The organism is Tumebacillus amylolyticus, from assembly GCF_016722965.1.
Taxonomy (GTDB): domain Bacteria; phylum Bacillota; class Bacilli; order Tumebacillales; family Tumebacillaceae; genus Tumebacillus; species Tumebacillus amylolyticus.
Genome location: NZ_JAEQNB010000005.1, coordinates 138136 through 151502 on the forward strand (window position 1 = coordinate 138136; position 13367 = coordinate 151502).

At 54.3% G+C, this 13367-nt stretch carries 12 protein-coding genes; all 12 read right to left on the reverse strand.

The genetic code is table 11. The features are described 5' to 3' along the window. Positions 1–8: 8 nt before the first annotated feature. Positions 9–410 carry a GPW/gp25 family protein gene (locus JJB07_RS15980; protein ID WP_201636784.1) on the reverse strand — a complete coding sequence of 134 codons (402 nt, stop codon included), beginning with the start codon at positions 408–410 and terminating at the stop codon, positions 9–11. A 27-nt stretch (positions 411–437) separates the two neighbouring features. Further along, positions 438–1193, reverse strand: a complete 756-nt coding sequence (locus JJB07_RS15985; protein WP_347338360.1) for a phage baseplate assembly protein V — start codon at positions 1191–1193, stop codon at positions 438–440. Continuing rightward, the gene (locus JJB07_RS15990) at positions 1190–2293 is read right to left on the reverse strand and encodes a phage late control D family protein (protein ID WP_201636786.1); all 1104 of its coding nucleotides are present in this window, start codon (positions 2291–2293) and stop codon (positions 1190–1192) included. The genes JJB07_RS15985 and JJB07_RS15990 overlap by 4 nt, the downstream gene beginning before the upstream one ends. A gap of 4 nt (positions 2294–2297) precedes the next feature. Then, positions 2298–2930 (reverse strand): CIS tube protein, encoded by a 633-nt coding sequence (locus JJB07_RS15995; RefSeq protein ID WP_201636788.1) that lies wholly within the window; start codon positions 2928–2930, stop codon positions 2298–2300. Positions 2931–2963: 33 nt separating this feature from the next. Continuing rightward, positions 2964–8594 (reverse strand): hypothetical protein, encoded by a 5631-nt coding sequence (locus JJB07_RS16000; RefSeq protein WP_201636790.1) that lies wholly within the window; start codon positions 8592–8594, stop codon positions 2964–2966. Between the two features lie 2 nt (positions 8595–8596). After that, positions 8597–9046, reverse strand: a complete 450-nt coding sequence (locus tag JJB07_RS16005; RefSeq protein ID WP_201636792.1) for a phage tail protein — start codon at positions 9044–9046, stop codon at positions 8597–8599. Between the two features lie 12 nt (positions 9047–9058). Continuing rightward, positions 9059–9253, reverse strand: a complete 195-nt coding sequence (locus JJB07_RS16010; protein ID WP_201636794.1) for a DUF6760 family protein — start codon at positions 9251–9253, stop codon at positions 9059–9061. Then, positions 9250–9627 carry a phage tail assembly protein gene (locus tag JJB07_RS16015; RefSeq protein ID WP_201636796.1) on the reverse strand — a complete coding sequence of 126 codons (378 nt, stop codon included), beginning with the start codon at positions 9625–9627 and terminating at the stop codon, positions 9250–9252. The genes JJB07_RS16010 and JJB07_RS16015 overlap by 4 nt, the downstream gene beginning before the upstream one ends. A gap of 114 nt (positions 9628–9741) precedes the next feature. Next, entirely contained in the window at positions 9742–10176 is a 435-nt protein-coding gene (locus tag JJB07_RS16020; protein WP_201636798.1) for a phage tail protein, read from the reverse strand. Between the two features lie 30 nt (positions 10177–10206). After that, positions 10207–11982 (reverse strand): phage tail sheath subtilisin-like domain-containing protein, encoded by a 1776-nt coding sequence (locus tag JJB07_RS16025; RefSeq protein ID WP_201636800.1) that lies wholly within the window; start codon positions 11980–11982, stop codon positions 10207–10209. A gap of 48 nt (positions 11983–12030) precedes the next feature. Continuing rightward, positions 12031–12795 (reverse strand): hypothetical protein, encoded by a 765-nt coding sequence (locus tag JJB07_RS16030; protein ID WP_201636802.1) that lies wholly within the window; start codon positions 12793–12795, stop codon positions 12031–12033. After that, positions 12792–13367, reverse strand: coding sequence for a Pvc16 family protein (locus tag JJB07_RS16035; protein ID WP_201636804.1), 576 nt, complete (start codon positions 13365–13367; stop codon positions 12792–12794). The genes JJB07_RS16030 and JJB07_RS16035 overlap by 4 nt, the downstream gene beginning before the upstream one ends.

Consider the following 13367-nt stretch of genomic DNA (forward strand, 5'->3'; position numbering starts at 1 on the left):
GGTCAGGATTAGTTGGTGCCTTCGTGGATGTAGAACGGATACACCTGGTTGTACAAGTTGTTGGTCGAGCGGACGACGTACGAAACGGAGATCGACAGTCGACCGTCCGCACTGGGGTCGGACGTCACTTTGGCGGTGACTTGGTGTACGCGAGGCTCCCATTGCATGATGGCCGATTTGACGCTTTCCTCCATGAGAGAAACCGTGGTCGGGTCGGTCCGCTCAAAAACGAATTGATGGATGCCGCACCCGAACTTTGGCCGCATCACCCGCTCACCCTTGGCGGTCCAAATAATCACGCGGATGGCTTCGGCAATGTCCTCTTCGTGCTCGGACATGAGGATGCGTCCGGTCGCTGGATCGACGGTGACGGGGAACTTCCAGCCCCGGCCGAGAAAGTGGTTGTCCATGTGCAGAGGCCTCCTCGCGGGGTTGCGTTAATTGATTTTAACCATTGAACCTTTGATCGTGACCATCGCGTTTGACTCCATCTGGATGTTGCCGCTCGCTTTTAAATTGAGCATGCCGGAGGACTCGATGTTGATCTGCGGAGACTCCACTTTGACCGACTTTGCACCGTTGAGGGTGACGTCGCCCTGCGCGGTGAGGGTCAGCACGGCGCTGGCACCGGAACCGGCGGAGGTGACGGTGATTTTCCCGGAGTCGCCGCCTTTGATCTCGATGATGTTTTTGCCGTCTTTGTCCGAGACTTTGATCGTGTCGGTTTTGTCGTCGAGCAGGATGTAGTGGCCCTTGCTGCATTGAATCTGCACGTGGCCGTCCGTTCCGTCGTCGTCGAACGTGATCTCGTGTCCGGAGCGAGAGCGGAATTTGCGGATGTTGTTTTTGTCTGCGTCGCCCTTGGGAGCGGCTTGGTCCTTGTTCCAAAGCGAGCCGATCACGTAAGGCTGACTGACTTCACCGAGATGGAAGGCGACCAGCACTTCGTCGCCGACTTCCGGGATAAAAAGCGAGCCGCGGTCGTTCCCTGCCATGAGGTTGGCCACACGCGCCCAGTCGGTCGTTTCTTCGCCTTCACGGATCGGGAATTTCAATTTGACGCGGGCGAGGTTGTCCGGGTCTTTGTTGTCCGTGACGACCCCGACGACGACACCGTTGATCTTGGTGGTTGAGGAGGAGGCGTTGGAACCGGACATACCTCCTCCGAGAAAGTCAAAATCGCCAAAACTCACAGTGCATTCCCTCCCACATCAAAAGTGGTCAAGTATCCGGAACCCGAAATCGAATGCGCGACTTTGGTTAAGTACAACGATCCGCCAAATCGGGGGCCGAGCCCTTTGATTTTGATAAAACGCCCTGCGATCAATTCCGGCAGTCCGATCGATTCTCCGTTGCCTTGGACCAGTTTCATCGCCGCTTCCCGAGCGAGGGCGTTGGCGCGGTCTTGCAAGGCTTTGGCTTTGGAGTAGTTGGTATATTCGTAGTGAATCTTGTTCTTGGTGACAGACGCGATCAAGTCTGAGCCGGTGGTGGAGCCTTCGCCGTACGGTTTGACCGCTTCTGACTTGGCTTCAATCCATTTGTTCTCCTTGTCATCGTAGCCCCGTACCACGAACGAACCGACTTGCATCGAAATGTCGGTCGAAGTCTGGAAGGAGCGCAGGTTTTTTCCCCATTCCAGCGTTACGATAGGCGAGGTCGAAGGTGCCGGCTTGCGGAAATAAAGTTTTTTGCCTAAGACGAAAAACTCATAGTCGTTCGCCTTCGCCAGTTTGACGAGAAGTTGGTAATCGTCCAGTCCTTCACGGTCCACCCGCACCACTTCGCTTGTCGCATCTACGGTGGCGGTCAGCGAATAGGTTTGGGCGATTTCCGATGCGATCTCGCTGTGTTTTTTGTCGGTCCAGATGTTTTTGGCGTCCGATCCCTTGCCCTTCATCAATTGGTAGGAATAGTCCATGCCGGTGATGGTAAGCGTCGGGTTGCCCTCCGCAGGGTAGTCGTAGGAGATCGATGTGATCATGCCGGAAAAAACGGGCTCTCGCTTGCCGCCGTAGCCGAGTTTGATGTCGACGTTTTGCCCGAGCGGGAAGTAGTCGGAGATCCATTTGAAATCTCGTTTGACCCAGTCGTACGCGTTGGCGACGGTAAACGTAAAGTTGTTCGCTTCCGGCGAGATGCTGGTTGTGATCCGAAGAGAGGTGATGGCAACCCCTTCTTGGACGAGATTTTTGCCGTTGCTGATCACCTCGAACTCCGGGGCCCTGAAGTGATTGTACTTGCTGTCAAGGTCGTCGAATTGATAGCTGCCGTCCAGTTTGACTTCCAACATGGGCCTACTCCAATCTCGGGACGACAACGCGGCGTCCGGTGGTTAATACGCGCGGGTTGTCGATGTTGTTGGCGTCCGCGATGGCGCGCCAGTGTTTCGGGTCTTCGTACTCCTCGGCGGAAAGCATCCACAGTTGGTCGCCTTGCTTGAGCATTTTTTGCTTGGTGCGGTCGGGCGAATGTCTGGGGATGCCTTGGAATTGCTCTTGCACCGTGGCGACGGCTTTGAACGTGACGTTGAGCGTCGCACGGATCGGGTTGCCTTTGGAGGAGAACATGGTGAAGCGTTGCGAGAGGCGTTCGATGACGCCCTTGAACTGCAGAGAACCCCAGACGAACTGGCAGGTTGGCGGGGCGTGCAGTTCGGAATCCACGGAGAGCAAGTTGGCAAACTTCGTGGTCTCCGTTCGGATGTCTGCATCCGTCCCGCCGTCGCTGCAGTCAAAAAACAACTCCATCGACAGACTCGGCGTCTCCCCTGTGATAAATTGCGTGAGCGGAAGGGAGAGTCCGGGGATGGTGTGCCAAGCGTACTTGTTGCCGTGGTCGATGGTGTAGGAATTCGGGTTGAAGAGAACTTTGTATTTTGTATCTTTTTGAGAGCCATCGAGAACTTGGATGAGCGCTTTTTCGGCCATTTGGGAGTCTCCTTTCCTTAGGGGAAGAGTTTGTTACATGCCTCGGATCGAGCGTTCGAATTGGAGTCGTTTTTGCAGTTCGCGGTAGACACGGTCGACGATGCGGTCGATGTCCATTTGATCCAGTTCGGTCGGTTTCGGGCCGGTTGGTTCTACTTTGAGAGTCGGGGTGGTCGCGATGCCGGAAGCTCGTTCCGATGGTGGTGTTTCAGTGCTTCGCTCGGGTTGACGATGTTCGAGGCGGACGACCACGTCCTGATCCGGGTTGAGTTCTCTGCGGTGTTGCATCGGGACGACGAGGGGGACTTCCTCAAGTTGAGTCATATAGCGGTCCCGGACTCGTTCGTAGAGAATACCCTCCTCTTGGATTTGCAAGTGATACAGGAGGGACATGCGAGTTTCGCGGGTGTTGCGAGGTTGCAGGGCTTGCGAGATTTGTGAATCCGGATGGAATGGCGAGTTGCCTCCGTTGCGGGAGGGTGCCGCCGAGGGATTCATTTTTTGAATGAGATGCTGGAAGATAAGCGGATGAACCGCTCTGTCGGTGGGTGCTCCAGTGACGGTTTCCAGCCATTTCAGGATTTGCGTTTCATTTGTGGTGTGCAGGGGCCACGGAGTTTGCGAGCCTCTCGCCGATTGAAGCAATTGGAGGACTTGTGCTCCGCCGGTCGGGGTTGAGGCCCACGGAGTTTGTTGTTCTCCGGCGTTTGTCAACAAATGAAGGATTTGCGCTCCCCCGTTGAGGTTTGAGGTCAACGGGGATTGTGTTCCTCCGGTGAAGTTCGGAGTCCACGGAACTTGGGTCCCTTTTGCAGCTGACAACATTTGGAGGACTTGCATAACGGCAGTCGTTCCCCAAGTGGACTGTGCCGCCGTGGGAGTGGTTCTTGCACTCGGAACTTGCTGGGTACGCACTAAGCCCTCTGCTGTTGCAATCTGGTCGAAGTCTTGAGGTTGTCCTTCGAAGTAGATCATGGGCGGTACGTTCCCCCATGAGAGCGACGTCCAAGGTGCTCTCATCGGTAGCGAACTCAACATTCCAAGCGCCGACGCCCCACCGATTGAAGTTCGTTCCCACGGTGTTAACACACTGCCAATCAATGGACTCATCCACGGGTTAAGCATGGTTCCAGCAGACATATTTGTCCACGGGGTGTAAAGGCTCCCGCTTGAATGTCCGATCAATGGGATCGGCAGGCTTTGCTTTGAGTTCCCCAGCAAAGATACTTGCACGTCTTGATCTGAGCGGTTCGTCAACGAAGATTGAGCACTGCCATCGAAGCGGCTCGTCGACGGAGATTGCAGGGTACCAGCTACGTTGCCCGTCGGCGAAGCTTGGATGCCTCTATTTAAGAGGAGATTGGTCCAGAAATCCTGTGTGTGTCTCTCTATGAGACTCAGCCACGGTACACGCACGGTTCCATTTGAAAAACTGCTCCACGCAGGCTGTAGGCTACTACTGAGATTCAACCAACGGAATTGCTCGTTTGCGCTTGGTTGAGTCATCCATGGGACAGAAGAGCCCCCACTGAGTTGGCTCATTCGTTGGACCAGCATGTCTCTACTTTGCTGAATGATCCACTGTGCTTGTGTGTTTCCACTCAGCTGATTCATCTGTAGAGCCTGCGTGGTTCCATTTGGCTGGCTCATCTGTAGTGCTTGCGTGGTTCCACTTGGCTGGCTCATCTGTAGTGCTTGCGTGGTTCCCTTTGGCTGGCTCATCTGCGAAGCCTGCATGGTTCCATTTGGCTGGCTCATCTGTAGTGCTTGCGTGGTTCCACTTGGCTGGCTCATCTGCGGAGCTTGCATGGTTCCACTTGGCTGGCTCATCTGTAGTGCTTGCATGGTTCCATTTGGCTGGCTCATCTGCGAAGCTTGCATGGTTCCATTTGGCCGAATGACCTGCTGGGGTTGAGTGGTTCGAGTCGTTTGACTCACCGGTTGTTCTTGCGGTTCCCCACTCAATTGGTTCATCCGTTGGACCAATATGACTCCATTTGGCAAGCTCATTGATTCGGCATGCATGTCAATAGCTGCCTGACCCATCCATGAGGCTTGCAAGTCTCTACGTAGAAGACTCAACCGCTCGCCTTGCAAAGCAATACTTGGCTGACCTATCAACGGAACTTGCAAAATTTCACGAAGCTGAATCATGCGGTGAGTCTGAATTCCACCATTGAGATGGCCCAACCCTGTAGACTGCAAGACCTCACTCAGTTGGTTCATAAGATGAGCTTGCAGGGCTAGGCTTGGTTGGCTCATCCACGGGGATTGTAAGACTCCATCCGACTGGTTCATAAGACGGGCTTTAAGTACTAGACTTGGTTGGCTCATCCACGGAGATTGTAAGACTCCATCCGACTGGTTCATAAGATGAGCTTGAAGTATTAGACTTGGTTGACTCATCCACGGGGATTGTAAGACTCCATCCGACTGGTTCATAAGATGAGCCTGCAGGGCTAGGCTTGGTTGGCTCATCCACGGGGATTGTAAGACTCCATCCGACTGGTTCATAAGATGAGCTTGAAGTATTAGATTTGGTTGGCTCGTCCATGGAGAATGGAAGACGCCACTAGGTTGGTTCAAAAGTTGGGCTTGCAGGACTTGACTTGGCAGGTTCATCCATGGAGCTTGTAAGACTCCACCGGAACGGTTCAAAAGTTGGGCTTGCAGGGCTTGACTTGGCAGGTTCATCCATGGAGCTTGTAGGACTCCACCGGAATGGTTCAAAAGTTGGGCTTGCAGGACTTGACTTGGCAGGTTCATCCATGGAGCTTGTAAGACTCCACCGGAACGGTTCAAAAGTTGGGTTTGCAGGGCTTGACTAGGCAGGCTCAGCCCTGGAGATTGGATGAATCCCCTCAGTTGATTCATAAGCTGGGCTTGCATGACTAAACTTGGTCGACTCATCCATGGAGCTTGTCTGCCTTCACTCGGCTGGTTCATCAGCTGAGTTTGCAGTGCTTCACTTGGTCGACTCATCCATGAAACTTGGTTGGCTTCACTTGACTGGTTCGTAAACTGGGCCCGCAGTACATCACGTAATCGGCTCAACCAGGGAACTTGGCTGACATCACTTGAATGGTTCGTAAGCTGAGCTTGTATGGCAAGAGCTAGCTGACTCATCCATGGAGCATTCATAGCTCCACTTCGTTGGTCCATCCGTTCGGCTTGCGATGCTCCAACGGGCTGGTTCATCCCCTGAACTTGTAACTCACCATTTGGCTGATTCGTCGATGGAACTTGTGCGACTCCACGATGTTGGCTCAACCGTATTGCTTGTATGGCTCTACTTGGCGTACTCAACCAATGGGTTTCAGGTCCCCTATATGGCTGACTCATCGACTGTGATTGCATGCCTTTTATAGCTAGATCCATCCAAAGTGGTGAGACGCCATTGGTTGGAGTCCTGCTTGAACTCAATGGCTGAGGATCATTGGAGTTTGGTTCAAGGTCTGATTGAATCCTATTGGCGAGGAACACCAAGGACGTGACATCCGACCACCATCCATCCGACGTCAGAAAAGAGTTCACTTCTTCAGAAAAAGAGGACCTATCAAGAAGTGGACTGTGCATTTGCTGCACCGATGTCATCCATAATGCCTGCAAGGTAGATGCTGGTAACCTAAACAAGCGTTGGGAAGTGCCGGTGTAGGACATGTATCCGGTAAATGGGGCGAGTAGGGCTTGCCCCTTGGATGATTGAACACCGTTCGAAGTCGTGTCATCTGAAAAAACAGAGGTCACGCCTTCGGAAACCGATGCTGTCGAGATAGTAAATTCACTTGTGAATCTCTGCAAATTGGGTAGAAAGACTTCGCCGCTTGCAGGAGTTGCCTCAAGAGAAGTTGTTGTTGGATTTGAGAAGCCCACCGTATCGCGGGTTCTTGTCTCTTCTAGAGAATTGGGCGCCTCACCTACAGAAAAAGGTTCCTGTGGTGCAAGTGCTTGATCCTCAGATTCCGACAGAGTCGTGGTTCTAGCTCCACGATCGAAAATCGCAACTTCCGTGTTCGATCCATCTGTCGAGGAAATATCACCCTCGGTATGTGACGTCACAAATTTATGGCCGTTATCCGAGGGGGCTGTTGGTTGAATTGTATTCTCAGAGTTGGAGGACCTCGTCGGAACTCCACTCACAGGATTTGAAATGTATGTTGTCTTAGCTTCAAGCGAAGTGCTCGGAGACTTCGCAGTCTGCGTTTCACTCGCAGAGCTTGAAGATTTCATTTTTTGTGCGTCAGTCGCAGAGTTCGACGACTGCGTTACTTGAGTTTCACTCGCGGAGTTCGGCGACTGCGTTGCTTGTGCTTCGCTCGCGGTGTTTGGAGACTTCGTTGTTTGTGTTTCACTCACGATGTTCTGCAACTTTGTTGCTTGTGCTTCGCTCAGTGAGCTCGGCGACTGCGTTGCTTGTACTTCACTCGCGGTGTTTGGCGACTGCTTTACTAGTGAATCTCTCACGGAGTTCGACAATTGAGGTACTTGTGTGTCACTCACGGTGTTCTGTAACTTTTTTGCTTGTGCTTCGCTCAGTGAGCTCGGCGGCTTCGTTGCTTGTGTTTCAGCCACAGAGCTTGGAGATTTCGTTTTTTGTGCGTCAGTCACTGAGTTCTGTGACTTTGTTGCTTGTGTTTCATTCACTGCGCCCGGCGACTTCGTTGCTTGTGTTTCAGTCACAGAGCTTGGAGATTTCGTTTTTTGTGCGTCAGTCACTGAGTTCTGTGACTTTGTTGCTTGTGTTTCAGTCACTGCGCCCGGCGGCTTCGTTGCTTGTGTTTCAGCCACAGAGCTTGGAGATTTCGTTATTTGTGCATCAGTCACTGAGTTCTGCGACTTTCTTGCTTGTGGTTCATTCACTGCGCCCGGCGGCTTCGTTGCTTGTGTTTCAGCCACAGAGCTTGGAGATTTCGTTTTTTGTGCGTCAGTCACTGAGTTCTGCGACTTCGTTGCTTGTGCTTCACTCACGGAGCTCTGCGACTTTGTTGCCTTTGCTTCACTCCCGGAGTTCGGCGGCATCGATTTTCGTGCCTCACCGACGGAGCGCGGAACATTTGTTGCTTTTGCTCCGGTCTCCCCTGCGGGCTCCGTTGTTTTTGCCTCGGTATAAACCAAGCTCGGCGGCTGCGGTGCGGACGAATGTCGGACGGGAACTACGGTCTGGGTCTGCTGCTGAACATCTGTCGAAGCCTCAGGCTGCCCCTCCCCCACTCCCACCCCGAACGGCCGCACTTTCGTCGTTGCGATCTCTCTCGTGACGGTCGGTGCAGGAAATCCTTCCCGCTGTACCGGCACCTTCACAGTCACAACTTCTCGCATCACCGACTGGGTAATCTTATGAAAAACGGCAGGTTGCCGCATGACATTCTGTAGTTGGGTCAAAAGAATCTGTTGCGTCTTCATCGGCTTGGATTCCGGGTGCTGCAACGTCTGAAGCTGCAGTTGCAACTGCACGAGATACTGATGCAGCTCTGGCACTCCGCCATTCTCCGCACCGCTCTCTTCTTCAGCCCCTTGGCGATACACCAAGTCGAGCCACCCTAACCAATCCTCACGCCACGAACCGTACTTCCCCAAAATGGACATCGCCATCCCATGATCCACCAGCGTCGCCAGCGGACCTCGAGGCTCAAGCCCATGAGGCTTTTGCAAAAACGGAAGCATGATCACGAACTTCCTTTGGACATCTTCAATTGCGTAAACACGATCTCCATCGTCTCAATCGCCACTTCACTACGCGACGCGTTGAGCTCCGCCCCGGACCACTTCACCGGGTATGCATCTTGAAACGACCAACGGCACACTTCCTGCCCGGTCGCATCGTTTAAAATCACGGCCCCGTCTTTTTTCTGCACGTTGCCTTGCGTTGTATTCTGATACCACTGCCACAACTCAAACGAATCGCTCAAACCACGCTTGAGCACGATCGGTGAATACTTCGTGCGCTTGGGAAAACGGTACGTGAAATCATTCACGCCGCCTTCGTTGTACTCCTCATATTCGATCTCGGACTGCAACCCCGAGACCTCGCTGAAACTGGCCACGGTGATGCCCTTCAGCTCTACAGAAAAACGGTAGGCCCCGACCACAGTACGCTGTTGCTTCTCCTGCGCCATATGCAATCACTCCTACTTAAATACATCAAACGGGTTCGGAGGTCGGTCCTTCTCCCCGTTCAAGTTGCGGTTAATGCGCGAGATTTCCTCACACCACTTACGACGATCCCGGTGCTCCATCGCCATGATCTGATCATGCGTCCAATGAAAATAGTACGCGATGAACGAGGCTTCCTCGTAGATCTTGTCGACGGGATATCCCATCATGCCCCGTTCGTCGTCATCGGAAAAGCCATGTCAACGCCAAACTCATGCTCACATTTCGGACAATGCGCTTTCAACATCGTGCCTTCCCCTTCGTTAATCTGGCGGTACAGAGCTTGCAAGTACGCCAAATCCGCCGTGAAAAAGTTCTCCACCGTGCGCGTATCAATCATTTGCAAATCTCCAAGTTTGGTGACGACACGAGCGAGCAAGATGATCGACAAGTAACTCGGGTTGTTCTGTACGCGCGGATCACGCATCGGAAGAATCTCATCCGCTGCCGTCGCCAAGCGCATCACACCACGGCGGTGCAGGGTTCCTTCTTCGTCCACGTAGCCTTTGGGCAACACAAATTCGTACTCGGTCTGGAATGCCATGATGCTAGTTCCTCCTCATTGGGGACTGTCCCAGTAGGGGCCGAAACGGCAGCCCGGCCATACAGCCGAGCCACCCTCTCCACACCCAATAATTTTGAAAAAAAATGCCTTACCTTACTTCGTGCGCTTCATGCCTTCGTGCGCCACTTCAATCGACTCAATCGACACTTCCGACGCCGTCGCGTTGAAGTCCGGGCCGGTATACTTGGTCGGCCAAGCATTGATGATTTGGAAAGTCGCGACTTCGTTGTTCGCTTCGTCCTTGGCGATGATCGTCAAGTTCTTGCGGACAATTTTGTTTTCGGTGAAACCTTGCAGCCAGTTGAACAGCTCCATCGAATCGGTTACGCCGCGTTTGAACGTGACGTTGCCGTACTTCGCCAAGCCCGGCAGTTTACGCGGGGTAATTGCAGCCTCATCGCCTTCACGATATTCGACAACGTCAATCGAAGCGTCGAAACCGCTGACTTCAGAAAAGCCCCCTTGTACGGTGCCGTCAAACTGCACGATAAATCGAAACTTGCGATACGGGTCCTTGCGGTCTGCCATTCCTTACACTCCTCTCTCTTCCCAAAATCCTTACTGTGCGTCCCCGGTCTTCTGCGTGAAGCGGAAGATGACGAACTCTGCCGGTTTGACCGGTGCAATCCCGATCTCACAGATCAGGCGGCCGTTGTCGATATCATCTTGGGTCATCGTCTCACGGCCGATTTTGATGTAATACGCATCAGCCGGAGAAGCCCCCATCAACGCGCCGGAACGCCATACGCCGGTCATGAACACGTCGATCGTGCGGTGGACACGCGCCCACAGCGGCTCATCGTTCGGTTCAAACACGATCCAGTTCGTACCGCGACGAACCGTTTCTTCCACGAAGATGAACAGACGACGGACGTTGATGTATTTCCAAAGCCCGTTCGAAGACAGCGTACGAGCACCCCAGACACGGATGCCTTGGCCCGGGAAGGAGCGGATCAAGTTAACGCCTTTCGGGTTGAGGATGTCTTGCGCTCCGTTGTTGTAGTACGTGGACAACCCGGTGCAACCGCGCACCACTTCGTTCGCCGGAGCCTTGGAGACGCCACGAGTGTTGTCGGAGCGAGCAAAGATCCCTGCCACCGAACCGGACGGCGGGATGAAGATGTTGCGCTTGTCCAGCGGATCGAACACTTGCAACCACGGACCGTACATCGCAGCAAACGACGTGTCGAACAGGTCACGGTGTTTGGTGAGGATGTCATCCGGCTTTACGAGTTCAAGCGGCACATCAAGGATCGCCACACGGCTGCGGGTTTTCTCACAGTGCGCGACCAAGTCCACTTGCACGACTTTGTCGGTAATGCCCGGCACCGCGATGATCGAAACGACCTCGTTGTTGAGGAACGCCTGCATCCCCGTGCGTTTTGCCGGGTCGGCATCGTCCACGCCGGTGAAGCGCTTCGGATCAGCCTTGATCGAATCATAGGAGCCGTCGCTGCCGCCGCTCAGAACGATCGCAAACGAGGTGTCTTTTTCCTTCGCGTCTTTGCCGTCGGAAACCACGCTGTACGGATGCAGAGGGGTTGCCGGGTCTTGCGCGGCATGGTTGTCCATGACGAAGATCAAGTTCGATTTCGCGAGCAATTTGTCCACATGGTTCGTCGCTTCACGGTTGAGCGAGACTTGTTCATAGAACTCCACTTCGTCGCCGTAGCGCACGGTGATGGAGAATTCGCAGGTCTTCAACACTTTGGTCGGCGGCAATGCTTCGTCGACTGCATCATCCGGCAAAGCTTGGGACAGTTCGATGACGTCATCTTGAACAGACAGGATGGTGATCGGGTTGTCCGAACCGCCCCCGTCAAAAATCACTACATCGCCCGCGTTGAAGCCGGAGGAGTTTTTCAGTTGGTATTTCTTGGTCCCTGCATCGACCACAGCTTTGATCGCCGACTTTGCCTTGCTGTCCGGGCGAACGACGACTTGGATCTGGTTGCCCCAAATCCCTTCGTTCTTCGCTTCGACGAGCAGGGTAGCCGGAAGGTTCGCGTCGTCCAACTTGGTATCGAAGTTGGCAGCCGAAACCGCATTCTCCGGCACTACGCGCATGATGTACGCGCGGGAACCGCCGTTCAGGAAAAAGTTCTCCACGGCGTAGGAGAGGAAACGGAACTCTTCCCACTTCGTTTTGGAGAGGTATGAGCCGTAAATGCGACGGAAATCATGGAACCCCGTCACCAATTCCGGCATCCCTTTGCTGGGTCCGCGTTCGGCGAGACCGATAAAACCTGCCGTACTCGTACTAGCCCCTTCAAGCGGCACCGAGCCGCTGTCAAACTCTTCTACATAGACCCCTGGGGTCAAATATTCCGGCATCTCGTCCCGGTTCGTATCCTATGAGCGAACCGGTCCCTCCTCTCTGCGTCAAGGTTCAATCGTAATCACGCCCAAATTCATCGTCCTGCCTTCCTCCACCCTCACCTCCTTAAGTTCCGACTTGCCTTGCAACACCTGTACCTGCACGTCAAAAGCCGCACTGCGGCAGTTCCCAAAGGGAAGCACCACTTCGCCGCGTTCATCGCTCTGAGACTCCACGCATGGCATGAGTTTGCTCTGGCGTTTGAATGCGTTTGCAAGCGGCTCTTGCAGAGAGAACGACCGATTGTCCGCTCCCACCTCGTACACGATGCAAGACTCGCCCGGCAACCACAGACGCTCTCCCACTTGCAGACGCCCCGCTACACGGGCGAGCGACACGTCCAACGAACCGCTTGGAGCATCCTTCGCCAACCGCGCTCGGGCAGAGACATCTGACACCACCACCGCCCGCACGGGAACACCGGCCATCACCCGCCCTGCAGAGTCGCGCACAGAAGCGCGCACGAGCGTCACGCCGTCGCCAAACGGGTACGACGGCAAGGGAGCAAGCGGCACCACCACAACCGGATACTTCGGATTCAACGTCTCGGCTGAGACCGTGAAGCTCTGCACATGATACCGTCCGGCCCGCACGAACACCCGGCGTGGGCCAGGCGGGACGTCCGTGAACACGAACATCCCGTTGGGCTTGCGCAACGGCTTTTTCACAGCCCCTTCCACCTCGACAAAAACGTCCGTGCCCCCTGCCGGCGGCCCGTACGACACCGAATCGACGAGCTGTACCACGAACAGTCCTTTGAACTCGCTCATGATCCCTCAAGCCCACGCATGTTGTCTTTGCGATCGAGCACGCGTTGGGACTGTTTGTTGCGACCGGAGTCGAGGTAGACCGGCCCTGCGATGAAGTTGAAGGACAGCTTGTACGGTTGGTTCGGGAACAGCGTGATCGCGGTGTGCAAAGACAACGGCTCGATCAGCAAGAGGCGAAACTCTTCGTTGCTGTCGGCCAACGCCCCTTGCAACCTCGAACCGCGCACAGTCTGGTTGTCATAGAGCACTTGGATCGCCCGCCCGAGGATGCGATGTTCGTCCAAAGCCCGCGTCTGCACGTCGGCATTGGAATGCGCCGTGAGCAAAAAATGCAGATCGAGCGCCATCGGAGGTGCCTGCTGGGAGTTTCCTTGATCACTCCAAAAATTCTGTTGATTGATCCCGTTCTGCTGGACTTCATACAAAAACAAAGACAGTGCCAAATCGCCCTTGTCCGCCGGGGAGGACAATCCGATCATCTCCGGGGTGGGAATCGGATCGGGCGTCATCTGTTCTCGCAACAGGTGTACAATCGTCCGCCCGACATCGGCAATCGCCGTAAAATCTGCCAT